This is a genomic window from Cellulomonas sp. P4_H12 (assembly GCF_056400905.1).
Map to the genome: position 1 here is coordinate 1 of NZ_JBFUKJ010000044.1, position 22,590 is coordinate 22,590.

Sequence of the window (22,590 nt, forward strand, 5' to 3'; positions counted from 1 at the left end):
AGGCGGTGCCGACGGTGCCGCAGGACCCGCTGCAGCCCCTGCGGGTGCGGCTGCTGCTGCCGCCGCCACGGACGCGGTCACGGCTGCCGCGACCGGCGCGGTGGCTGCGGGCTCGGCGGGCTCGGTCGGGGCGGACCCGGCCGCCGTCGCCGGGAGGGTGCGGGTGACCGGGGTGGCGAGCGTGCCGATCGGTGCGGGTGGCGACGCCGGAGCCGGTGTCGCCGTCGTGGCCGCCGGGGTCGGGGTCGTCGTCGCGGCTGAAGGGGTCGCGGGCGTCGCGGTCGTCGTCGCGGCCGCAGGGGTCGCGGGCGTCGTCGCTGCGGCGGCTGCGGCGACCGGGGGGATGACCTCGGTCGCGGCTCCGCCACCGTCCGCCGGCTCAGTGGTCTCGACGGCCTCGTCCGTGCGTGCAGGCCCGGTGGGCTCGTCCGCGAGGGAGCTCGTCGGGTCGACCGAGCTCGCAGTCTCCGACGCCGCGTCGCTAGCGGTCGCGTCGACGCCGGTTGACGACTCGGCATCGGCGGCGGCCCCGGGGATGTCCTCGTCCGGCGCGCCCGACTCGTCGGTCACGAGGTCGCCATCGGGCTCCTCGGCGTCGACAGCGTCGGCGCTGGCCGCGATGCCGGTGGCCTCGGCGCCGTCGGGTTCGCCGACGGCGGCGTCCGCCTCGGCCGCGCCGGCAGACCCGGCCTCGGCGTCGGCGGCGAGGTCCGCCTCGACCTCGGAGTCATCCTCGGGCCCAGCAGGGGCAGCAGGGGCAGCAGCGCCCGACGCGTCGGATTCGGCCTCAGCCGCCGCGACCGGCTCGGCTTCGGCAGCTGCACCATCGGCCGCCACGTCAGGCTGGGCATCCGAAGCCGCGTCGGGCTCAACGTCCGCAACCGCGTCGAGCTCAACCTCCGCAGCCGCGTCGGACGCGGCAGCCGCAGCCACGTCAGGCTGAGCATCCGCAGCCGCGTCGGCGGGGGTCGCAGCGGCGGCGTCGGGCTCGGGATCGACACCCGCGTCAACGGCAGGGTCGGCGGACTCAGCGGCGGCAGGGGGCTCAGCGTCGGGACCCGGCTCGGTCGCGTTCCCGGACTCCACCGCCTCGGGCGCCGCGTCGTCGACGGTCGCCGTGGCCGGCTCAGCGTCGGTGCTCTCGTCGTCCTGCGGAGCGGTGGTGTCCGCGGCCTCGGGCGCACCCGCACCGCCCCACACGGGCCAGACCGGGTCCGACGACGGACCGCTGGTCGACTCCGCCGGACTCTGCCGCTCGTCGCCGCCGCGCTGCCCGGGCTCGTCGCGCTCGGTGCCGTTGTTCATCCTGCTCCCCCGCTGCCTGTGCGCGCGCACCACGCGCCCGCGCGAGTCTACGTGCCCGGGATAACCGATCCCGCCGCTGACGCGGCCGTCACGAGGTTCTCACCCGCCAGAGCGGCGCTTTCGTGTCGTCGGAGCCCTCAGGCGTCGGTTCCTGCCGCACTTGTGACCGCCGGGTCAGGAGTGACGCCCCGGCCGTCTCAGAGGTCCCGCGCGTCACAAGAGGGGCAGGGTCCGACGCCGCCCGCTACCGGGGGCTCTGGCGCCCCGGGGAGTCAGCGGTGCGCGAGCCCGGCGCGACGCCGGTCAGCGGACGGGGCGCAGCCGTCCGCGCAGATGGACCAGTCCGCCCGCCGCGGCGGCGCCCTGCTCGGCGGCGAGCACGGTGCCGATCACCACGTCGTGGTCCCCGGCACGGTGCACCGAGTTGGTCCGGCAGTCGAACCACGCCGCGGCGCCGTCCAGCCAGACGGCGTCGGACACTGCCGCGGGGCGGTGCGGGACGCGCGCCAGCTGGTCGATCGCCGGGCGCCCCGGGGACGCCAACCAGTCGGCGGCGTGGCCTTGGTCGTCGGACAGCACGCTCACCGACCAGGTGTCGACGTCGTCGAGCGCGTCGCGGAACCGCGCGTCGGTGTGCACGCAGAACAGGAGCATCGGCGGCTCGAGGGACACCGAGGTGATCGCGCTGGCTGTCATCGCGTGCAGGGTGCCGCGCCAGCGGAGCGTGATGACGGCGACGCCCGCGGGGAGCCGACCGACGGCCGAGCGGAAGGCGTCCGGGGACACGTCCGGCGCGTCGGTCACGGCGTCGCGCCCGACCCGTCGCCCTCGAGCACCGGCGCCGCCGGCTCCTCGACCGTCGACCGGGGCCTGCGTGCGCGCGGCCGGTCGTCGAAGAGGGCGCGGGGCAGGACGCCGGCGACGATGGTGACGGCGATCGACCCGAGCACCCACCACCAGCCGATGGCCTGACCGTCGGGAACGAGCGTGTCGCCGCCGGGGCCCTTCTGGGCGAGGACCTGCACGGCCACGAACAGCCCGATCGCGTAGCCGCCGAGGGCCAGGAGCCCGCCCCACGCGCGGGAGGTGATCGCGGCCGCGAAGGCGAGCGCGAGGCAGATGACCAGACCCCACGGCGGGATGCTGCGGTGCATCACGGTGCCCAGGGCGCCCACGACGAGCCCGAGGACGAGGGTCGCGACGGCGGTGCCGATCGCGCCGGCGGTGAGGCGTTGCACGCGCGTCAGGCTACCGGGCGGACGCCGACGGGCCAGTCCACGTCGCCACCGGCGCCGCCGGTCCCCCGCCGGTACGCCTCGACGGGCAGCAYGGGCGCCAGGACGCGGTTGCTCAGCGCGAAGCAGGCGACCAGCCCTGCCTCGCCGTCGATCGCCCGGATCGCCTGCACCTGCGTGACGTGCGCGCGCAATGCCGCCAGGACGCGATCCCGGACCGGCAGCACGTCGACCTCGACGTCGACCTCGTCGTCGGGGACGGCGACGGACGGGAGCTCGCCGGCGGGATCCGGCCGCTCGAGCCCGTCGTACAGCGACCCGAGGGCCGCGAGGACGGCGTCGCCGCCGAGTGCGCGCAGGCCGCGCTGCAGCGCGAGTCGTCCCTGCACGGCCCACAGCACGACGGGGACCGCGAAGGCGGGCGACGCATCGTCGGGCCGCGAGCCGGCGAACTCGACGGCCCACTGCGTGACCTCGTGCGTGCGGACGTGGTCGGGGTGCCCGTAGCCGCCGCCGGGCTCGTAGGTGACGACCACGTCCGGGCGGCGCGAGCGGATCACCCGGGCGAGGCGCTCGGCGGCCTCCTCGAGCCCGACGCCGACGAACGCCCCCGCGGGGACCTCGTCGGGAAGCCCGGCCCGGCCGGTGCCGAGCCACTCCATGCCGGAGTCCTCGAACCGCTGGTCCGTGCCCCCGGGAAGGGTGTCCAGGTACCCGCGGTCGCGCACGCCGAGCGCGGCCAGTGCCCGACCGAGCTCGTGGTCGCGGTGCTCGGCGAGCGCCGGCCCGTCCCCCTCGAGGTGGGCCAGGCGCTCGCCGATGACCTCGCCGCGCTCACCGCGCGTGCAGGTCACGACCGTGACGGGCCGACCGGCGGCTGCCCAGGTGGCCAGCAGCGCGCCGGTGGCCAGCGACTCGTCGTCGGGGTGCGCGTGGACGGCGACGAGGCCGCCCGACGTCACCATGGAGGGATCAGGCGCGCTTCGAGCGGGCCGTGATGCGCGCGCGCTCCGTCTGGTCCAGGACGACCTTGCGGATGCGCACGATCTCGGGCGTCACCTCGACGCACTCGTCCTCGCGGGCGAACTCGAGGGACTCCTCCAGCGTCAGGTTGCGCGGCGGGATCAGGTTCTCGAAGTTGTCCGCCGTGGCGGAGCGCATGTTGGTGAGCTTCTTCTCCTTGGTGATGTTCACGTCCATGTCCTCGTTACGCGAGTTCTCGCCGACGATCTGCCCCTCGTACACCTCCTGCGTGGGCTGGACGAAGAACGAGCCGCGCTCCTGCAGGTTGATCATGGCGAACGGCGTGACGGGACCCGAACGGTCGGCGACGAGCGAGCCGTTGATGCGCGTCTCGATCGGACCGGCCCACGGCTCATAACCCTCGGAGATCGAGGACGCGATGCCCGTGCCGCGGGTGTCCGTGAGGAACCGCGTGCGGAAGCCGATGAGGCCGCGCGCGGGGACCAAGAACTCCATGCGGACCCAGCCGGTGCCGTGGTTCGACATGGTCTCCATGCGGCCCTTGCGCTGCGCGAGCAGCTGCGTCACGGCGCCGAGGTACTCCTCGGGGACGTCGATGGTCATCCGCTCGACGGGCTCGTACGTCTTGCCGTCGACCTTCTTCGTGACGACCTGCGGCTTGCCGACGGTCAGCTCGAAGCCCTCGCGGCGCATCTGCTCCACCAGGATGGCCAGCGCGAGCTCACCGCGGCCCTGGACCTCCCAGGCGTCGGGGCGCTCGGTGGGCAGGACGCGGAGCGAGACGTTGCCGACGAGCTCCTTGTCGAGACGGTCCTTGACCTGGCGGGCGGTGACCTTGTGGCCCTTGCCGCCGCGGCCGGCGAGCGGGGAGGTGTTGATGCCGATGGTCATGGAGATCGCCGGGTCGTCGACCGTGATCAGCGGCAGCGGCCGCGGGTCGTCGGGGTCCGTCAGGGTCTCGCCGATGGTGATGTTCTCGATGCCGGCGACGGCCACGATGTCCCCGGGGCCCGCGGAGTCCGTGCTGACGCGCTCGAGCGCCTTGGTCTCCAGCAGCTCGGTGATCTTGACGTTCGCCAGGGTGCCGTCGGCCTTGGCCCACGCGACGGTCTGACCCTTGCGGATCGTGCCGTTGAAGACGCGGAGCAGGGCGAGGCGGCCGAGGAACGGGGACGCGTCGAGGTTGGTGACGTGCGCCTGCAGCGGCGCGCCCTCGGTGTAGGTGGGCGCGGGGATCCGCTCGAGGATGGTCTTGAACAGCGGCTCGAGGTTCTCCGAGTCCGGCAGGCCACCGTCGGCGGGCTGGTTCAGCGACGCGCGGCCGGCCTTGGCGGCGGCGAACACGACGGGCACGTCGAGGATCGCGTCGAGGTCCAGGTCCGGCACGTCCTCGTGCAGGTCGGACGCCAGGCCCAGCAGCAGGTCGGTCGCCTCGTGCACGACGTCGGTGATCCGCGCGTCGGGACGGTCGGTCTTGTTGACCACGAGGATCACGGGAAGCTTGGCGACGAGGGCCTTGCGCAGGACGAAGCGCGTCTGCGGGAGCGGGCCCTCGCTCGCGTCGACCAGCAGGACGACGCCGTCGACCATCGACAGGCCGCGCTCGACCTCGCCGCCGAAGTCGGCGTGGCCCGGGGTGTCGATGACGTTGATGGTGATGCCGCCGGGCTCGCCGATCTCCGCCGCCGCGGGACCCGTGTACCGGATCGCCGTGTTCTTGGCGAGGATGGTGATGCCCTTCTCGCGCTCCAGGTCGCCAGAGTCCATCGCGCGCTCGTCCACGTGGGCGTGGGAACCGAACGAGCCGGACTGCCACAGCATGGCGTCGACCAGCGTCGTCTTGCCGTGGTCGACGTGAGCGACGATGGCGACGTTGCGCAGGTCGTTGCGCACGCTGGTGCCGGTGGACGCGGCGAGCGCAGCCGGCGCAGACGTGGGCTCAGACATGGGGGAACTCATCTCAGAAGGTGGGGAGCGCGCCGGGTCGTCGGCCGCGCCGATCGATTCTACCCGCACACCCGTCTCGCCGGGTCAGATGGTGACCAGACGCACGTCCCGAGCACTCAGCTCAGTCGCTGGCGCGAGCCATCCGTCAGTCGCTGGCGCGAGCCCACGCCCACCACGACGTCAGGTCGGCGCGGCCGAGCGCGAGCGGGTCCACGTCGAGCGGCGCCGCCGTGCTCCCCGACGTCGCTCCTGCGGCCTGCCGGGTGGCCACGACCACCGGCTGCTGCACGAGGGAGAGCACCGCGCCGCCGTCCTCGAGGCTCTGCGCGACCGGGGCCAGCTGGCCGTCGACGGACGCGGGGTCGACGCTCTGCGCGAGCGGTCCCAGCAGGGCGTCGGTGGCCGGGTCGGACCAGCCCGTCACGTTCGTGGCGCCGCCGGTCCCCCACCGGGACACCACGGAGTCGACCGGCAGGTCGGACTGCGGCACCGGCACGAGCGCCGCGTCCCACGCGTCGGGTGCGCCCAGGAGGTCGGGCCCGAGGCCGTCGACCGTCGTGTACGGCTCCACCTCGAACCCCACGTCGGCGGCGGTCGCGGTGAGCAGGGCGAGCATCTTGGCGCGCAGGGGGTCCGTCGTGTTGGCGAGGACGCGCACGACCACGGGATCGGTGACCCCGGCGTCCGCGAGGAGCCGCCGCGCCCCCGCGATGTCGGCCGGGCCGCTCGGCGCCACGTCGCCGCCGGCCCGTGGGCCGACCGTCGGCAGGAGCGCGCCGGCCACGGTCGCCTCGGGCCACAGCGGCCTGATCAGGTCGGAGACGATCGCGTCGCGCGGGACCGTGAGCAGGAACGCGCGGCGCACCGCCGACGCGACCGCGGCGTCGCCGCCGTACGAGGCGGGGTCGAAGGCCCCGCCGCCGGCCGCCTGGAGCTGCAGCTGGATCGTGCTGTCCCCGCCCGTGCTGACGTCCGCGCCGTCGATCTTCGCGAGCGCGTCGAGCACGTCCTTGGTGTCGGTCGGCGTCACGACGTCCACGGTGCCGGCGGCGAGCGCCGCGACCTCGGCCAAGGGGTCCAGGTCGCTGCGGACGATGACCCGGTCGTAGGTGGCGGGCCCGTCACCCTTGTACTTCTCGTTCCGGACCAGCTCCACGCGCTCGCCCGGCACCACCTGGTCGATCACGTACGGACCGGTCGAGACGGCCTGGTCCACGTGCTGCGCGAGGGTGTCGGCGTCGAACCCGGTCCGCCACGCGGCGGAGATCGACCTCAGCGCTGCCTTGTCCTGATCGACGATCGCCTTCGTGACCGCCGCAGCAGCCGCCGCGGGGTCCTCGACCCCGAGCGCCGTCTGTCCCAGCACGTGTGCGGGCACACCCACGTCGAGCGCCGTGGGCCAGTCCGCGACGGGCGCGGCGTACGTCAGCGTGAACGTGGCGCCGTCCGTCGTGGGCAGCTGCTCGGCGTGCACGAGCGCCGGCGAGGCCGCCGCGAACGCGACCCCCGCGTCGAGCTCGTCGTTGTTGGTGATGCCGCCCTGGGCGTCGAGCTCGGGCGTGACGTCGTCCAGCTGTCCGCTGCGCGCCGCCCACTCGAGGAGCAGGTCGTCGGTGGTGACGGCCACGCCGTCCGACCAGGTGGCCGCGGGGTCGATCGTGTACGCGACCGTCAACGGCGCGTCGCTCACCTTGGCGACCGTCCCGAAGCTCGTGTCGGGCACCGCGGCGCCGTCCTCGTCGAGCGCGACGAAGCCGGCCTGCGCGAGCGAGCGCACGAGGGTGCTCCCGGGGGCGCGCCCGTCGGCCGTCCCGCCGTTCAGCGAGGTGAACGGGGACCCGACGGCGACGACCACGGTGCTCGTCCTGCTCGGCTCGGGCGCCTCGGTGGTGCACGCCGCGAGGAGCGAGAGCGCCCCGAGCGCTCCCGCCACGACCAGCCACCTACGCTGCACCACGACCCCCGCTCGCGTCCGACCGGACGATCCGCCCATGCGAGCGATATCGGCCGATCACACCCGCAACTGAACCTTGTCGGACATCTCGTCCACAGAGCGGACGCCACGCGGGGGTCGTGGGACGGTCAGGACTTCTCGAGCAGGAGCGAGCGCAGCTCGCGACGCTCACGCTGCTTGTCCGGGTCGGGCAGCGGCACCGCGGCGATCAGCCGCTGCGTGTACGCCTCCTGCGGGTTGCGCAGGATCGCGTCGCGCGTGCCCTGCTCGACGATGACGCCGCGCCGCATGACCGCGATGCGGTCGGCGAGGACGTCGACCACCGCGAGGTCGTGCGTGACGAACAGGCACGCGAACTTCAGGCGCGACTGGAGGTCCTGCAGCAGGTCCAGCACGGTCGCCTGGACCGACACGTCGAGCGCGGACGTCGGCTCGTCGGCGACCAGCAGCTCGGGCGACAGCGAGATCGCACGGGCGATGCCGACGCGCTGCTTCTGGCCGCCGGACAGCTCGTGCGGGTACCGGTTGCGGTAGCTGCGCGGCAGCTGGACCTGGTCGAGCAGCTCCTCGATCCGCTTCTGCAGGGCGTCGCCCTTGGCCACGCCCGCGAGGAACATCGGCTCGCCGATGCTCTCGCCGACGGGGAGCCGCGGGTTCAGCGACGACGACGGGTCCTGGAACACCATCCCGACCTTGCGGCGCAGCGAGCGCAGCTTCTTGGAGTCCCGGACGGTCAGCTCGACGCCGGCCACGGTCAGCGTGCCCGCGACCACGGGCAGCAGGCCGACGGCCGCGCGGCCGATCGTCGTCTTGCCCGAGCCCGACTCTCCCACCAGCCCGACGACCTCGCCGGGGCGGATGACCAGGTTGGCGCCCTCCACGGCGCGGAACGCCGGGATACGGCCCTGCTTCGGGTACTCGATGGACACGTCGACCAGCTCGAGGATCGGGGTGGTGCCCTCGACCTCGGCGGCCCGACGCGCACGCTCCGACACCTCGAGCGCCCGCTTGTTGGCCGCCTCGCGCCGTGCGAGCTCGTCGGCGTCGACCGCCAGGACGTCCTCGTTGCCGGTGGCCGCGGCGAGCGCCGCCGTGAGGTCGATCTCCTCGCCCGACGAGTCGGCGGCCCCGAGGTGCGGGACTGCCGCGAGCAGCTCCTGCGTGTACGGGTGCTGCGGGTTGCTGAAGATCTCCCGGGCGGTCCCTGTCTCGACGATGAGCCCGCGCCGCATGACCGCGATCCGGTCGGAGAGGTCCGCCACCACGCCCATGTCGTGCGTGATGAGGATGACCGCCGAGTGCAGGTGGTCGCGCAGGTTGCGCATGAGGTCGAGGATCTCGGCCTGCACCGTGACGTCGAGCGCCGTGGTGGGCTCGTCGGCGATGAGCAGCACCGGGTCGTTGGACAGCGACTGCGCGATCATCGCGCGCTGCCGCTGGCCGCCCGAGAGCTGGTGGGGGTAGGAGTTGAAGGCCTTGAGCGGGTCGGGCAGCTCGACCATCGTGAGCAGCTCGAGCGCGCGGTCGCGGGCGTCGGCCGGCGACATCATGTTGTGCAGGCGCAGGGCCTCGATGATCTGGTTGCCGATCGTGTAGACCGGGTTCAGCGCCGTCATCGGCTCCTGGAAGATCATCGCGATGTCGTTCCCGCGGATCTCCCGGACCTTCGCCGAGGACATGTCGCTCATCTCCTGGCCCATGAGCTTGATGCTGCCCGTGACGCGCGCGTTCTTGGGCAGCAGGCCGAGGAGCGCCATCGAGCTGACGGACTTGCCCGAGCCCGACTCGCCCACGATGGCGAGGACCTCGCCGGCGTGGACCTCGTAGCTCACGTCGATCGCCGCCGGGATCCACTTGCGATCCACGGCGAAGTCGACGGACAGGTCGGTGACCTGGAGGACGGGTGCGTCCTGGGAGGTCGTATCGGTCATCGTGTGACTCCTGAGATCATGCGGGCATGCGTGCCGAGCGAGGCGACCTGTCGTACAGGCCGCGCAGCAGATATGTGACGACCATCGCCGCCTGGGCGGTGATCGCGGGACTGACGGCAGCGCGGGGCTTCGAGGACGGGACGACGGCAGTGCTGCGGGCGCTGCCGCTGGCGTTCGGGCTGGGCCTGCTCGCGTGGCTGGTCTTCTGGCACCCGCGAGTGGACGTCACGGACGAGGGCGTCACGTTGGTGAACCCCCTGCGCACCGTCCGCGTGCCGTGGGCGGCGCTCATCCACGTCGAGACGCAGTACTCGCTGACCCTCGTGACCCCGTCCGGTCGCTACCGCGCCTGGGCGGCACCCGGGCCGGGCCGCCACCAGGTGGTGACGGCCGGCAACGACGAGCTCGCCGGGATGTCCCGGATGGCCCGCGACTCCCGCGGCGCGGTCGCGATCGGCGACCTGCCCGGTGCGCCGTCCGGCCACGTCGCCGCACTGGTGCGCCGACGCTGGGAGGAGCTCATCGAGGACGAGCTGCTGCCCATCGGCGTCGCCGACGACACGCCGGTGGTCGCGCACTGGAACGTTGCGGCGATCGCGCTGCTCGCTCTGGCGGCTGTGGGTGTCGTGGTCGTGGCTCTGACCTGACGTCACCGCCGGCCCCTGCCGTCGTCGTTCTCGTCGCCCATGTCGCGGGGCTGGTCGAACGACTCGTAGAGCCCGCCGGAGGCGATCGAGTCCGACCCGGCGCTGGAGATGTGGTCCGGGGCGGGCCCCGGCTTGTACATCACGCCGGCGGCCGTGCGGTCGCGAGTCTCCTTGACCCGGCGCAGCGCGAGCTTCTTCTGCCGCGGGTCGAACGCGTCGCGAAGGCCGTCACCGATGAAGTTGATGGTGAGGCAGATGACGACGATGAACACACCGGGCCACCAGAACAGCCACGGCCGCGTGGCGAACGCCGCCTGGTTCGCGCTGATGAGCGAGCCCAGCGAGACGTCCGGCGACTTCACGCCGAGACCGACGTAGCTGAGGGCCGTCTCCGTGAGGATGGCCGCCGACATCAGCAGCGTGGTGTTCACCGTGATGACGCCGACCGCGTTCGGCAGGATGTGCTTGAAGATGATCCGGCGGTTCGACGCCCCGGCGAGGCGCGCCGCATCGACGAACTCGCGCTCGCGCAGCGTCAGGAAGTCACCACGCACCAGGCGCGCCATGCCGGTCCACGACACGAGGCCGAGGAATGCCGCCAGGGCCACGACGCTCTTCGCCGAGTTGGCCACCACGGCGGCCGCGATGAGCGCCGGGATGATGATGATCATGTCGGTGAACCGCATGAGCACGGCCTCGGTCTTGCCGCGGAAGAAGCCCGCGCTCGAGCCGATGAGCACCCCGACGAGGGCGGCGATGAAGCCGACCATCAGCATGATGAACATCGAGATCTGGGTCCCGCGCATGGTCATCGCGAACAGGTCACGACCGACGCGGTCCTGGCCGAACGGGTGGTCGCCCAGCGAGAACGGGAACATCTGGAGCGTCGGGTGTCCGCCGTTCTGCAGCGGCGGGGTGTCCGCGTAGCTCCACATCCACCAGCCCGGGATCGGTCCGAGCCCGATCGCCGAGATCGCGAGCACGAGCACGAACAGCAGGACGACGATGCTGACGACGGCACCCGTGTGGCCGAAGAACCGCTTGGCGACGATGCGGCCCTGGCTCAGGCCGCGGACGTCCTCCGGGTTCTCCGGGGCGGTCGGGTTCGGCGGGACGTCCGCCGTGTTCTCCAGGATGGCGGTCATGCCTTCACCCTCACTCGCGGGTCGAGGGCCGAGTACGTGAGATCGGCCAGCAGGTTGAACACCACCGCGGTGATGCCGGTCACGAGAAACACACCCATCACCGGATTGGGGTCCACGTTGTGCAGGCCGGTCAGGAACATCTGACCCATGCCCTTGATCGAGAAGACGTTCTCGGTGATGACCGCGCCGCCGATGAGCCCGCCGATGTCGATGGCGACGATGGTGGCGAGCGGGATCATCGCGTTGCGGAACGCGTGCCGCGTGACGACGACGCGCTCGGAGAGCCCCTTGGCGCGTGCCGTGCGGACGTAGTCCTGGCCCATCACCTCGAGCATCGACGCACGCGAGTAGCGCGTGTACGACGCCAGCGAGATGAGGATCAGCGCGATCGTCGGCAGGATCAGGTGCGTGTACTTGTCGATCCCGGTGATCCAGAAGTCGCCGTTGAGGTTCGGCGTCTCGGCCCCGATCGTCGCGATGGGGCGGTTCCGGATGCGCGGGTTGGCCATGTACGCGGGCCAGGACTGCATGTAGCGGTCGAGCAGGATGAGGAACGCGACGGCGAAGCTGGTCAGCGCGGCGGCCTTCATCGACTGGCCGCGGTCGTACCCGCCCATGAGGTAGCCGACGAGGAGACCGACCCCGATCGCCAGCAGGCCCAGGCCGATGATCAGCCACAGCGTCGCGTTGTTCAGCAACGGCTGGAGCGCGAAGTACGCGACCAGGCCGATGCCGACCGTGATGAAGCAGGAGTAGAGCGCCTTGCGGTTCTGCAGCCCGGCGAAGAGCACCGTGAAGCCGTAGGAGGCAGCGATGCCGGTGACCCCGATGATGACGACGCCGAGGGACGGCGTGGTGAACCAGCGGGTGACCGACAGGTAGTAGAGGACCGCGGCGGTGACCAGCGTCGCGACACCGAAGGTGAGCAGGCGTCGGCGCAGGTTGCCGGCGATGATCACGGTCCACACGAGGCCGACGATCAGGGAGATCACGATCACGGTCCCGTTCGCGATGTACGGGTCTCGCAGGAAGTCGTTGAAGCCGATGGCCCCGAACTCCTTGAGCAGCACCGCGACCCAGAAGACCGGCAGCGAGAAGAACAGGAACGTGATGAAGGTGACCGAGTAGTCCAGCGTGCTGTACTGCCGCAGCGCGGTGATGACACCGATGGTCACGCCGAAGAGGATCGCGAGGAGCGCGGCCGTGGTGACCAGCTGGAGCGTCGAGGGGATCGCGGTGGACAGCGCCGCCGTCACCGGCTGGTTCTGCAGCGTCACGCCGAGGTCGCACTGCCCGACGAACGGCACGACGCACTTGACCGCGCCGCTGAGCCAGATGAAGTAGCGGAGAGCCGGCGGCACGTCCAGGTGGAGCAGCTCCGTGCGCTGCTGCATCTGGGCGCCCTTGCTCGGGGAGTTGCTGGACCGGATCTCAGCCAGCGGGTCGCCCGAGTAGGCGATGAGCAGATAGACGATGAAGGACGCGCCCAGCAGGATCAGCAGGGACGCGAGCAACCGTCGAAGGATGTAGGTGGTCATCGTTTCTCAGGTGTCGGTGTCGGGGCGGCACGCCGAACCGCGTGCCGGGAATGGTCAAGCGTAATTCAGTCGCCGCCCCAGTACCGCACGGACCTCGTCGTCCAGCTGCGTCGAGCTGTGGGCGGACCCGAAGGTGCCGGGTCCCCGCGAGCGGGCGACCCGGCACCTTCGGTCGTTCAGGCGACTGTCACACAGTCGCCGGGTGGTGCGCTACTCGGCCAGGATCAGCCGTCGTTGACGCTCCAGTTCCAGACGTTCCACCAGACACCGTTCTGGTTGGGGTTGTACGCGTCGATGCCCTGGACCCGGTCGGCGACCGCGTCCACGCCCACGCTCTGGAAGAACGGCAGACCGTAGTCGGCGGCAAAGATCTTCTGGTCGATCTGCTGCTGCAGCTCGGTCTGCTTGTCCTTGTCGGTCGTGACGATGAGCTCCTGCATGAGCTCGTCGGCCGACGGGTCGGTGAAGCCGTTGAAGTTCGAGTCGGCGCCCGTCCCGAAGATCTGCGGCACGCCGGAGACGCCGACGCCCGAGTTGATCCAGCCGAAGATCGACGCGTCGTACGAGCCGTCGCCGAGGCGCGAGCCCCACTTGGCGTCGCCCTGGTCGTCGATGATGAAGCCGGCCTGCGAGGCCGACTGCTGGATCAGCGTGAACGCGTCAACACGGTTCGGGTTGTTGACGTTGTAGAGGATGCGGACGGTCGGCGTCTGGCCGGCGAGGAGCGCCTTGGCACCCTCGATGTCCACGTCGGCGAACTTGTCGGAGCCGTTGTTCTTGACCGAGTCGGCGTAGCCGTCCTGGGCCGGCACGAACAGCTGCGAGTTGAGGACCTTGGACTCGGGGTCCAGCGGCGTGATGATCGCGTCGAGGATCGCCTGGCGCGGGATCGTCTTGAGGAACGCCTCACGGACCTTCTGGTCGGCGAAGACGCCGTTGAAGTTCAGGTCGATGTGGTCGTACGCGAGCTGGTTGCCCTTGTGGACCTCGACGCCGTCGAGACCCTCGAGCGAGGCGAGCGTGTCGGCGTTGGCCTGCGGCGAGATGATGTCGACCTCACCGTTCTGCAGCGCCTGGACCATGGCGGACGGGTCCGCGATGGTGCGCATGGTGATCTCGTCCAGCTTCGGCTTGAGGCCACCGGTGTACTTGTCGTTGGCCTTCATCGTGACCGACTGGCCCTCGACGACGTCCGTGACGATGTACGGGCCGCTGGACAGGTACAGCGACGGGTCGCTGGGCAGCGTCCGGGAGTCGAAGCCCGTGTTGTAGAAGTCGGCGGCGGCCTTGAGCTGCGCGTCGGTGGCGACCGGGGCGTCCGGGTTGCCGCGCGGCTTGTCCTTCATCAGGGCGGTCAGCGCGTCGGCGTCGGCGAGACCGGCACCCTTCGCGACGACGTGGGCCGGGCGGTCCAGACCGAAGGCGGTCTCCCAGTCGGCGAACGGCTTGGAGTACGTCAGCGTGATGCTGCGGTTGTCGTCACCGATCTCGGGGAACTCGGTGAGGGCCAGGCCGTCGGTCGAGCCGGCGTAGCTGAAGTAGTTGGTTCCCGTCGTCGGGTTGCCCTCGTCGTCGGGGGCGCCACCGTCGTCGTAGAAGCCGGAGTACACGGCCCACGCGAGGATCAGGTCGTTCGCGTCGATCGGCTCGCCGTCGGACCACTTCTGGCCCTCGTTGATCGTGTACTTGACCGTCAGCGGGTCGTCGCTGGTCTTCTCGATCGTGCCGAACGACTCGTCGCGCTTGACCTTCAGGTCGCCGTCGATGTAGTAGAAGTTCGAGTTCGTCGCGAGCGAGATCTTCGAGTTGATGTCCGTGTTGCCGTTCGCCGTCGAGGAGTTGAACGAGAAGAACTCGTTCGTCTCGGCGACGACGACGTTGCCACCCGTAGCCGCGGCGGCCGACTCCGACGACGACGGGGTCTCCGTCGGGGCGTTGTTGGAGCACGCGGTGAGCACCAGGGCGCCGGCTGCGAGAGCCGCGGCCGCGGCGCTGATTCGCCTGATCTTCAATGTTCCTCCTGGGAAGGGGTGGACGCTGACCTGCGCGCCTCGGGCCTACGGCAGGGCCGCGGGACAGAGGCGGTGCGGTGTAGACACGTCCGCCGTGAGTTGCAGACAAGGTAGGCCACGGTTGCTCGGACATATCGGGCAGGTATGAGGCTGACGCCGGATCGTTACCTGATTGATACTGGCCAGTACCGTCCACGATCCGAGATGGCGACCTGCGGAAACATCACCGTAACGTGTCCGATCCCGTGGCCGACGGGGTGGCTTGACTCAAATTCAGACGCGCGCGGCGCGTTGATCTGCTACGGCGGTCGGATCGATCTGCTATGGGCACGCGAGGGGTGCGACGCCGGTCACAGCACGATCGTCGGGGACACTCGTCCGATGGATCTCACCGCCACCGTGCACCGCCTGGGCCGCACCCGATGGTTCGCGCGCCTCGGCCGGGCGACCGCCGGCATCGACCGTCGGCTGCAGAAGGCCACCAACGGCCGGTGGAGCACCCTGGGCCGCACCCGGCTCCCCCAGCTGATCCTCACCACGACGGGTCGCCGCTCGGGTGAGCCGCGCGAGGCCGTCCTCCTCTACGCGCGCGACGGCGACGGCTGGGTGCTGATGGGCTCCAACTGGGGCCAGGAGCACCACCCGGCCTGGTCGGGAAACCTCCTGGCCGACCCCCGCGCGACGGTGACCGTCGACGGCGTCACGACGGCCGTCGTCGCGTCGCTCGCCGACGACGACGAGCGCGCGCGCCTGCTCCCCGCCCTCCTCGCGGTGTGGCCGGGGTACGCCGACTACGCCGCGCGGGCGGGCCGCGAGCTGCGGGTCTTCCGGCTGGCGCCCGCCTGACGAGGGTCCGGCAGGACGCGCGGCCGCGACCTCACGAACGCGCGTGGCCCGCCATGCATGGAACTGCGCGTTCACTCTCGTCGTCCCTAGGGTGACCGGATGAGCGGCCCGTTGATCCTGCCGACCCTGTACGGCGATGCCGTCCGGCTGCGCGCCTTCACAGCCGCGGACCTCCCGGTCGTGCGCGAGGCCGCGCTCGACCCCCTGATCCCCCTCATCACGTCGGTCCCCGCGGGTGGCGGCGACGACGCCTGCGTGGCCTACATCGCGCGCCAGGGCGACCGGCTCGCCCACGGCATCGGCTACTCGTTCGCGATCGCAGACGGTGCGACCGACGAGGCCGTCGGCCACATCGGTCTCTGGCTGCACGACCTGCGCCACGGTCGGGTGTCGACGGGCTACTGGGTCGCCCGCCCTCACCGCGGCCGAGGCCTGGCCGCCGACGCGCTGCTCGCGCTCTCCCGCTGGGCGGTCGGGCTGCCCGGCGTCGCGCGGGTGGAGCTCTACGTCGAGCCGGCGAACACCGCGTCCCGTCGGACCGCGGAGCGTGCCGGCTTCGCTGCCGAGGGCCTGCTCCGCTCGTGGCAGTCGGTCGGCGACGAGCGTCGCGACATGGTCATGTACTCGCTGCTCGCGCCGGAGCACTGAGCCGACGGGCGGCATGAGGCGTCCGTCACGCCGACGGGCCGGTGAATTGGTGTTGCGCCCCGCAATCGTGCGGCGAATGCTCGAGAGCGCGACGTCGCGACCGTCCGGGAAGCGGACGCGCTCCGCGACGACATTGTTGCCGCTGGTAACTAAGGGGTGGGCCGCACACGGCCCCGATCGTCGAATCACCGCAAGGAGAGTTCCACCGTGAAGCGTGCTGCCCTGTTCCTCGTCGCTGCTGCCCTGACCACCACCCTCGCCGCGTGCTCCAGCGGCGACGACACCAGCGGCGACTCGACCGCCTCGCCGTCGTCGACGGCCAAGGAGACCGCGAAGGCCGACAGCACCGCGGCAGCCGCCGAGCCGAACATCGCCCTGGCGTGCGGCCGCTACTACAACGGCGGCGAGAGCTCGCTCAAGGTCCGGATCGCCGCCGTCGCGCCGGCGATGGACGCGCAGGACGCGGGCACGCCGCTTGACGCGGACACGACGGACGAGCTCGGCGCGATCGACTCGTCGCTCGTCCTGGCCATCAAGGTGTCGCCCGCCCCGCTGGCCGACGCCTTCACGGCCATCCAGGACCGGATCGAGGGCGCCCTGGCCGCGGCCGAGTCCGGCGGCACCAACGCCGCGACGCTCGACCTGCCGACGCAGGACGCGGCGATCTCGACCGAGTGCCTCGCGGGCGGCTTCCCCGTCAGCTGACGCCGACCGCGCAGCACCTCCGCTCGCGCCGGCGGGTCCCGACGAAACGTCGTGACCCGCCGGCGTCGGCTTGGCAGGATCCGGGCATGACCGACGACCTGCTCCTGCGCCCGCTGCTGCCCGCGGACGAACCCGAGGCCCGGGCAGCGCACCGGGAGCTGGCCGCCGAGGGGTTCGAGCTCATCCTCGGCCTGGACGACGCCCCGAGCTGGGCCGACCTGCTCGCGTCGCTCGAGCGCGAGCGCACCGGGCAGGACCTGCCCCCGGGTCGCGTGCCGGCGACGTTCCTCGTCGCGGTCGTCGACGGCCGGATCGTCGGCCGGCTGTCGGTGCGTCACCGGCTGAACGCGTACCTGGCGACGGTCGGCGGGCACCTCGGCTACGCCGTGCGGCCGGCCTTCCGCCGCCGCGGGTACGCCACCGCGATGCTCCGGGCCGGGTTGCGGGTCGCGGCCGCCCAGGGCGTCGAGCGCGCGCTCGTCACGTGCGACGACGACAACGTCGCCTCCGCCGCCGTCATCGAGAGGTGCGGGGGCGAGCTGCAGGACGTCGTCGACGTGGACGGATCACGCAAGCGCCGCTACTGGGTGCCGACCGACGGCCGGACGACGGCCCGGCGGTCGTCCTCGTAGCGAAGCGGGGACCGCGCTCAGGCCGAGGTCCGCCGGTCCCGGCCGGTCCGCGAGCGCTGGCGGTAGGCGCGGGCCTTCATCACGTCGCCGCACTCGTTCATCGAGCACCAGCGGCCGGACCGGTTGCGCGACCCGTCGTAGTAGACCCACTGGCAGTCGGGGTTGGCGCACGCCTTGAGCCGCGGCCACTCCCCCGACGAGTGCGCGCGATGGACCTCGGCGAGCAGGTCGGCGACGAGGGCGTCGTCCCCCGCCGGGGCGAGGCCGGCGGCTCCGTCGTCGAACGTCACGACGAGCGGGTGGGCGGCCGCGATCGCGGCGATCCCGGCCGGGTCGCCGGTCGAGAGGTAGTCGCGCAGGGCGTCGCGGAACGTACGCAGCGGGCGGGGACCGCTGGCCTCGAGGTGGTCGACCCCGTGGAAGCGGTCGTCGGTGTTGAGCAGTGCGCGGACGCGCTCGAGCGGCCCCGGGGCGACGCCCGGCTCGGCGCCCAGCGCGACCCACTCGAGGAGCGGGTCGGGGCGGGTGATCTCGCTGACGGTGTCCTCCTTGCTCTTGACGTCGGGTGCGAACGGCCAGAATAGTCGTCACCACTGTACCCGTTTTGCTAGTGACGCACCGCAGGGAGAACCGATGACCACCGCGACGACCGAGAAGCTCGGCTGCGACACCTCCGACATGCTGACCATCCACGCGCTGTTCCGGCGCGCGTTCACCGACGCGCCCGGGCTGGTGCGCGGGGTGGAGGACGGCGACCTGACGCGACTGGCCCCGGTCGCTGGTCACGTGCGAGAGGTCGCCGCGGCGCTGCACCACCACCACCAGGGCGAGGACCTGCTGCTGTGGGACACGCTCGAGCAGCGCGCCCCCGCGTGCGCCCTGCACGTCGGGCTCATGCGCGCCCAGCACGCGGCCACGGCGAACCTGCTCGAGCGCCTGGACGAGCTGCTGACCGCGTGGGAGGACGACGCCGGCGTCGACGAGCGCGACGCGGTCGCGGCGCACCTCGACGAGGTCCGCGACACGCTCCTGGCGCATCTCGGCCAGGAAGAGACGCAGATCTTGCCGACGGCCTCGACCGTGATGTCGCAGCGCGAGTGGAACCTTCTGCACGAGCACGGCATGGCGTCGATCCCGAAGAACCGGATGCTGCTGCAGCTCGGCTGGATCCTCGAGGTGATCCCGGCAGACCAACGGGCAGGTTGGCTGCGCACCAACCTGCCCGCTCCGGCCCGGCTCCTGTGGCACCTCGTCGGCAAGCGGCAGTTCGCCGCGCACCGAGCGAGGGTCTACGGGACCTCGGTCGCCCCGCTCAGCTGATCTTGCGCCGGTAGACGCGCATGGCCAGCACGTAGCCGAGGACGAGGATGCCGACGCACCACGCGAGGGCGACCCAGATGTCGCTGCCCACCGGCTGCCCGGAGAACAGTGCCTGGATGGTGTCCACGATCGACGTGACCGGCTGGTTCTCCGCGAAGACGCGCACCGGGCCCGGCATCGTGTCGGTGGGGACGAAGGCCGAGCTGATGAACGGCAGGAAGATCAGCGGGTAGGAGAACCCGGCAGCGCCGTCCACGGACTTCGCCGAGAGGCCGGCGACGACCGCGACCCACGTGAGGGCCAGCGTGAACAGCGCGAGGATCCCCGCGACGGCCAGCCACGCGAGCACGCCGGCCGAGGTGCGGAACCCCATGAGGAGGCCGACGAGCACGATGATCACGACGGTGACCCCGTTCGCGGCCAGCGACGTGAGCACGTGGGCCCACAGCACGGACGGCCGAGAGATCGGCATGGAGTGGAACCGCTCGAAGATGCCGCTCTGCAGGTCCGTGAACAGCCGGACGGCCGTGTAGGCGATGCCCGACGCGATCGCGATGAGCAGGATGCCGGGCAGCAGGTAGTCGACGTAGTTCTCGTTGCCGGTGTCGATCGCCCCGCCGAACACGTAGACGAAGAGCACCATGATGGCGATCGGCGTGACCGCGGTCGTGATGATCGTGTCCACGCTGCGGGTGATGTGACGCATGGAGCGGCCGGTCAGGTCGGCCGTGTCGCTGAGGAAGTGGGTGGCGCTCATGACAGGTCCTCACTGAGCTCGGTGGTGGCCTCGTTCCCGACGAGAGCGAGGAAGATCTCTTCGAGCGTCGGCTGCTTCTCGACGTACTCGACCCTGGCCGGCGGCAGCAGCCGCTTCAGCTCGGCGAGGGTGCCGTTCGCGATGATCCGTCCCTGGTGGAGGATCGCGATCCGGTCGGCCAGCTGCTCGGCCTCGTCGAGGTACTGCGTGGTGAGCAGGACGGTCGTGCCCTGGGTGGCCAGCTCCTTGATCACCTGCCACACCTCGAGCCTGGCCTCGGGGTCGAGCCCCGTCGTCGGCTCGTCGAGGAAGAGCACCTTCGGCTGCCCGATCAGGCTCATCGCGATGTCGAGGCGGCGACGCATGCCGCCCGAGTACGTCGCGACCCTGCGTGCGCCGGCCTCGGTGAGGTCGAACCGCGCAAGGAGGTCGTCGGCGATCTGGCCCGGGCCGGGCAGGTGCCGCAGCTTGGCGACGAGCACCAGGTTCTCGCGCCCGGAGAGGATCTCGTCGACCGCGGCGAACTGCCCCGTCAGGCTGATCGACTCCCGGACCTGCAGCGGGTCCGTCTCGACGTCGAACCCGTGGATCGTGGCCGTGCCGGCGTCCGGCTTCAGCAGCGTGGACAGGATGCGCACGATCGTCGTCTTCCCGGCTCCGTTCGAGCCGAGCAGGGCGAAGATGCTGCCCGGCGCCACCTCGAAGTCGACGCCGCGCAGGACGTGCAGGTCCTTGTACGACTTCTCGAGCCCGCGTACCTCGATGCTTGCCATGTCTCTCGTTCCCTTCTCCTGGGGTGCCCGACTCATCGGGCGTGCTGGACGGTGATGTCGCCGGAGGCTGTGCGTGCGCGCACGGCGACGGTTCGCTCGGACTCGTCGGGCGGGACGTCGCCCTGGAGCTGGTTGCGGACGCTCCCGCTCTTCGAGGACAGGTCGAGCCAGGCCGGGACGCCGGGCCGCACGCCGATGGTGACCTGGCCGTAGCCGCTCTCCACCTGGATGGAGCCGCTCGAGACGTCGCGCAGCTGGATGGCGCCGTAGGCCGTCTTCGCCGTGACCGACCCGAGCGCCGTCGCGATCTCGAGGTCGCCGTAGGAGAGCTTGGCGTCGAGGTCACCGCCGGCCTGGCCGACCGTGACGCTGCCGTGCGACGCCTTGAGGATCGCGTCGCCGGTCACCGTGCCGAGCCGGATCTGACCGTGGTCCGCGGTGATCTCGGCCGAGCCCTCGACGGTGCCCACGGTCGCGCTTCCGTGCCCGGCGCGCAGCCACAGGTCGCCGGTGGTGTCGATGTCCGCGCCGCCTGACGACGCCTTGACGCGGGTGGCCCCGAGCCGACCGACGGTGCGCACGTTGCCGACGGAGATCTCCGCGCTGAGCCGCGACCCGGCGGGGAGCTCGACCACGACGTCGACCGTGTCGAACGGTCCGGGGCCGATCCAGCTGAGGCGGGGCTTCGGGCCCGTGATGGTGAGCCGTCGGCCGTCGAAGTCGACCTTCGTCTCCTCCGCGCCCCGGCGGTCGACCGCCTTGGCCGGGTTGGTGGGCGACACGGTCACGACCGTCTCGGTGCGGTCGCCGGCGATGACGTCGATCGCGCCCACCTGGAGGTGGATCGCCAGGTCGATCGGGGTGGGGGTGCTGTAGGTGGGCATGCTCACGACTCCCTGCTTCTGGGTGTGTTCGGCCGGCCCCGCGGGTGCGCGTGGCTGCTGGAGGTGGTGGTGGTCGGGCCGGGCTAGCGCGCCCAGCCGGCGAAGCTGTCGCCGGTCCGCAGCGTGCGCTGCGCGGACCGACGCTGTCGGGGTTGGAGTGCCGCGGCGATCGCGCGGACCAGCCAGGCGTTGACGGAGAGGCCGTCGGCGGCCGCCGCCTCGTCCACCCGCGCCTTGACGGCGTCGGGCAGGCGGAGCGTCGTGCGGGACGTGCTCACGTCGTCGAGGTCGACGGGCGCGGCGGGAGCGTCGTCCGTGTCGGCCTCCGCGTTCGGCTGCTCGACGACGAACTCGATCTCGCGTCCGCGCAGCCGCAGGTCGACCGATCCGGGGGCGAGGTCTCGGGTGATCTCGCCGACCGCGGCCGACAGGGCGTCGAGCAGCACGAGCCGAGCCGCGGAGTCGAGCCCCGCAACGAGCCGTTCGGCGACCGCGCGCGTGTCCTCGGTGCCGTTCTCGGCGGCCTCCAGCAGCTGGCGCTGCAGGTCGGTGACGTACTGTCCCAGTTCCATGGCACCAGCATGACACCACAGTGGTGTCACGTCAAGCAATTGTGGTGTCAGTCGTGACACCGCGCGAGCAACACCAGCTCGCGGCCGGGCCGGTCGGGCGCCTCGCGGACGTCCACCACGTCGAAGCCGGCCGCCACGAGAGTGCGCTCGATCGTGGCCCGGTCCCGGAACCGCAGCGTCGAGTCCGACGTCAGGACGGCGCCATCGGACGCGAAGACGTAGGACGCTCGGAAGGTCACCGTGTCGCCGACGGCCTCGGTCACGTCGACCCACGTCTGGACCCGCCCGACCCCGTCGACGTCGGTCTCCTCGAACGTCGCCTCGCGCGTCCACTCCCGCCACGCCTCACGCTCGGGGACGCGAGTCTCGAACACCAGGTGACCACCGCTCGCGAGCGCGCCGCGCACGCCGCGCAGCGTCGACTCCCAGTCCTCGTCGGTGACGAACACCTGCGCGACGTTGGCCGTCATCGTCACCAGGTCCACGCGCAGCGGCGGCAGCGTCGTCGCGTCGCCCTCGAGCCACCGCACCGCGTCAGCGCCCGGCTTGGCGCGGGCCACATCGAGCGACGCCCGTGCCGGGTCGACGCCGACCACCCGGAGCCCGCGCGCCGCCAGCAGCAGCGCGAGCACGCCCGTGCCGCAGCCGACGTCGAGCACGCTGCGCGCACCGTGAACGGCTGCTGGGGTGCGGGCATACCTCACGATAAACCCCCCTGGGGGTGTAGTGCACCCACCCTAGGGGTGGTGAAGTCG

General features: G+C 71.7%; 21 protein-coding genes and 1 pseudogene. 6 read left to right on the top strand and 16 right to left on the bottom strand.

Translation table 11 applies throughout. The annotated features are described in order from the left end of the window. From AC1DQC_RS18550 to AC1DQC_RS18580, 7 genes and pseudogenes are all read right to left on the bottom strand, one after another. Positions 1-1,305 (bottom strand): annotated as a pseudogene (locus AC1DQC_RS18550) (hypothetical protein); the annotation flags it as partial. A gap of 303 nt (positions 1,306-1,608) precedes the next feature. Continuing rightward, complete coding sequence (locus AC1DQC_RS18555) at positions 1,609-2,109, bottom strand: flavin reductase family protein (protein WP_477052709.1); 501 nt, start codon at positions 2,107-2,109, stop codon at positions 1,609-1,611. Then, entirely contained in the window at positions 2,106-2,543 is a 438-nt protein-coding gene (locus tag AC1DQC_RS18560; protein WP_477052710.1) for a DUF6113 family protein, read from the bottom strand. Before AC1DQC_RS18560 ends, AC1DQC_RS18555 begins: the two co-directional genes overlap by 4 nt. Positions 2,544-2,548: 5 nt before the next feature. Beyond that, entirely contained in the window at positions 2,549-3,505 is a 957-nt protein-coding gene (locus tag AC1DQC_RS18565) for a PIG-L family deacetylase (RefSeq protein ID WP_477052711.1), read from the bottom strand. A 7-nt stretch (positions 3,506-3,512) separates the two neighbouring features. Continuing rightward, on the bottom strand, positions 3,513-5,471 hold the full coding sequence (gene typA, locus AC1DQC_RS18570; RefSeq protein ID WP_477052712.1) for a translational GTPase TypA: 1,959 nt from the start codon (positions 5,469-5,471) through the stop codon (positions 3,513-3,515). Between the two features lie 145 nt (positions 5,472-5,616). Next, on the bottom strand, positions 5,617-7,404 hold the full coding sequence (locus AC1DQC_RS18575) for an ABC transporter substrate-binding protein (RefSeq protein WP_477052713.1): 1,788 nt from the start codon (positions 7,402-7,404) through the stop codon (positions 5,617-5,619). A gap of 149 nt (positions 7,405-7,553) precedes the next feature. Then, entirely contained in the window at positions 7,554-9,356 is a 1,803-nt protein-coding gene (locus tag AC1DQC_RS18580; RefSeq protein ID WP_477052714.1) for an ABC transporter ATP-binding protein, read from the bottom strand. Between the two features lie 26 nt (positions 9,357-9,382). Here AC1DQC_RS18580 and AC1DQC_RS18585 point away from each other — a divergent pair, with 26 nt between their 5' ends. Continuing rightward, positions 9,383-10,003 carry a PH domain-containing protein gene (locus AC1DQC_RS18585; RefSeq protein WP_477052715.1) on the top strand — a complete coding sequence of 207 codons (621 nt, stop codon included), beginning with the start codon at positions 9,383-9,385 and terminating at the stop codon, positions 10,001-10,003. A 2-nt stretch (positions 10,004-10,005) separates the two neighbouring features. On the opposite strand, the gene AC1DQC_RS18590 is transcribed toward AC1DQC_RS18585, so the two are convergent. The 3 genes from AC1DQC_RS18590 to AC1DQC_RS18600 all read right to left on the bottom strand — a co-directional run bounded on the left by AC1DQC_RS18590 (position 10,006) and on the right by AC1DQC_RS18600 (position 14,698). Then, on the bottom strand, positions 10,006-11,148 hold the full coding sequence (locus AC1DQC_RS18590; protein WP_477052716.1) for an ABC transporter permease: 1,143 nt from the start codon (positions 11,146-11,148) through the stop codon (positions 10,006-10,008). Further along, a complete protein-coding gene (locus AC1DQC_RS18595) occupies positions 11,145-12,686 on the bottom strand; it encodes an ABC transporter permease (protein ID WP_477052717.1) in 1,542 nt (513 codons plus the stop codon). Before AC1DQC_RS18595 ends, AC1DQC_RS18590 begins: the two co-directional genes overlap by 4 nt. A 224-nt stretch (positions 12,687-12,910) precedes the next feature. Then, entirely contained in the window at positions 12,911-14,698 is a 1,788-nt protein-coding gene (locus AC1DQC_RS18600) for an ABC transporter family substrate-binding protein (protein ID WP_477052718.1), read from the bottom strand. A gap of 381 nt (positions 14,699-15,079) precedes the next feature. Between AC1DQC_RS18600 and AC1DQC_RS18605 the strand changes: the two genes are divergently transcribed. The 4 genes from AC1DQC_RS18605 (at position 15,080) to AC1DQC_RS18620 (ending at position 17,529) form a co-directional block, all read left to right on the top strand. Continuing rightward, positions 15,080-15,544 carry a nitroreductase family deazaflavin-dependent oxidoreductase gene (locus tag AC1DQC_RS18605; protein ID WP_477052719.1) on the top strand — a complete coding sequence of 155 codons (465 nt, stop codon included), beginning with the start codon at positions 15,080-15,082 and terminating at the stop codon, positions 15,542-15,544. A gap of 99 nt (positions 15,545-15,643) precedes the next feature. Then, entirely contained in the window at positions 15,644-16,192 is a 549-nt protein-coding gene (locus AC1DQC_RS18610) for a GNAT family N-acetyltransferase (protein ID WP_477052720.1), read from the top strand. Between the two features lie 207 nt (positions 16,193-16,399). Continuing rightward, on the top strand, positions 16,400-16,897 hold the full coding sequence (locus AC1DQC_RS18615; RefSeq protein WP_477052721.1) for a hypothetical protein: 498 nt from the start codon (positions 16,400-16,402) through the stop codon (positions 16,895-16,897). 86 nt (positions 16,898-16,983) lie between these two features. After that, positions 16,984-17,529 (top strand): GNAT family N-acetyltransferase, encoded by a 546-nt coding sequence (locus AC1DQC_RS18620; protein ID WP_477052722.1) that lies wholly within the window; start codon positions 16,984-16,986, stop codon positions 17,527-17,529. A gap of 17 nt (positions 17,530-17,546) precedes the next feature. On the opposite strand, the gene AC1DQC_RS18625 is transcribed toward AC1DQC_RS18620, so the two are convergent. Then, positions 17,547-17,819: a CGNR zinc finger domain-containing protein gene (locus AC1DQC_RS18625; protein ID WP_477052723.1), complete on the bottom strand. Its 273-nt coding sequence runs from the start codon at positions 17,817-17,819 to the stop codon at positions 17,547-17,549. Positions 17,820-18,162: 343 nt separating this feature from the next. Here AC1DQC_RS18625 and AC1DQC_RS18630 point away from each other — a divergent pair, with 343 nt between their 5' ends. Further along, positions 18,163-18,849 (top strand): hemerythrin domain-containing protein, encoded by a 687-nt coding sequence (locus AC1DQC_RS18630; protein ID WP_477052724.1) that lies wholly within the window; start codon positions 18,163-18,165, stop codon positions 18,847-18,849. Here the strand turns inward: AC1DQC_RS18630 and AC1DQC_RS18635 are convergent. From AC1DQC_RS18635 to AC1DQC_RS18655, 5 genes are all read right to left on the bottom strand, one after another. Beyond that, a complete protein-coding gene (locus AC1DQC_RS18635; protein WP_477052725.1) occupies positions 18,842-19,606 on the bottom strand; it encodes an ABC transporter permease in 765 nt (254 codons plus the stop codon). The two genes, AC1DQC_RS18630 and AC1DQC_RS18635, sit on opposite strands and share 8 nt — an antisense overlap. Then, the gene (locus AC1DQC_RS18640) at positions 19,603-20,379 is read right to left on the bottom strand and encodes an ABC transporter ATP-binding protein (RefSeq protein WP_477052726.1); all 777 of its coding nucleotides are present in this window, start codon (positions 20,377-20,379) and stop codon (positions 19,603-19,605) included. The genes AC1DQC_RS18635 and AC1DQC_RS18640 overlap by 4 nt, the downstream gene beginning before the upstream one ends. 32 nt (positions 20,380-20,411) lie before the next feature. Beyond that, on the bottom strand, positions 20,412-21,263 hold the full coding sequence (locus tag AC1DQC_RS18645) for a DUF4097 family beta strand repeat-containing protein (protein ID WP_477052729.1): 852 nt from the start codon (positions 21,261-21,263) through the stop codon (positions 20,412-20,414). Positions 21,264-21,346: 83 nt separating this feature from the next. Beyond that, a complete protein-coding gene (locus AC1DQC_RS18650) occupies positions 21,347-21,835 on the bottom strand; it encodes a histidine kinase (protein WP_477052727.1) in 489 nt (162 codons plus the stop codon). Positions 21,836-21,882: 47 nt separating this feature from the next. After that, entirely contained in the window at positions 21,883-22,494 is a 612-nt protein-coding gene (locus tag AC1DQC_RS18655; RefSeq protein ID WP_477052728.1) for a class I SAM-dependent DNA methyltransferase, read from the bottom strand. Between the last annotated feature and the right edge of the window lie 96 nt (positions 22,495-22,590).

Bases quoted from the DNA above. Each gene is read 5' to 3' on its own strand.
- AC1DQC_RS18650 (WP_477052727.1), bottom strand. From the start codon at position 21,835: ATGGAACTGGGACAGTACGTCACCGACCTGCAGCGCCAGCTGCTGGAG.
- AC1DQC_RS18595 (WP_477052717.1), bottom strand. From the start codon at position 12,686: ATGACCACCTACATCCTTCGACGGTTGCTCGCGTCCCTGCTGATCCTG.
- AC1DQC_RS18585 (WP_477052715.1), top strand. From the start codon at position 9,383: ATGCGTGCCGAGCGAGGCGACCTGTCGTACAGGCCGCGCAGCAGATAT.
- AC1DQC_RS18610 (WP_477052720.1), top strand. From the start codon at position 15,644: ATGAGCGGCCCGTTGATCCTGCCGACCCTGTACGGCGATGCCGTCCGG.
- typA (WP_477052712.1), bottom strand. From the start codon at position 5,471: ATGTCTGAGCCCACGTCTGCGCCGGCTGCGCTCGCCGCGTCCACCGGC.
- AC1DQC_RS18590 (WP_477052716.1), bottom strand. From the start codon at position 11,148: ATGACCGCCATCCTGGAGAACACGGCGGACGTCCCGCCGAACCCGACC.
- AC1DQC_RS18630 (WP_477052724.1), top strand. From the start codon at position 18,163: ATGACCACCGCGACGACCGAGAAGCTCGGCTGCGACACCTCCGACATG.
- AC1DQC_RS18620 (WP_477052722.1), top strand. From the start codon at position 16,984: ATGACCGACGACCTGCTCCTGCGCCCGCTGCTGCCCGCGGACGAACCC.
- AC1DQC_RS18635 (WP_477052725.1), bottom strand. From the start codon at position 19,606: ATGAGCGCCACCCACTTCCTCAGCGACACGGCCGACCTGACCGGCCGC.
- AC1DQC_RS18640 (WP_477052726.1), bottom strand. From the start codon at position 20,379: ATGGCAAGCATCGAGGTACGCGGGCTCGAGAAGTCGTACAAGGACCTG.
- AC1DQC_RS18645 (WP_477052729.1), bottom strand. From the start codon at position 21,263: ATGCCCACCTACAGCACCCCCACCCCGATCGACCTGGCGATCCACCTC.
- AC1DQC_RS18605 (WP_477052719.1), top strand. From the start codon at position 15,080: ATGGATCTCACCGCCACCGTGCACCGCCTGGGCCGCACCCGATGGTTC.
- AC1DQC_RS18580 (WP_477052714.1), bottom strand. From the start codon at position 9,356: ATGACCGATACGACCTCCCAGGACGCACCCGTCCTCCAGGTCACCGAC.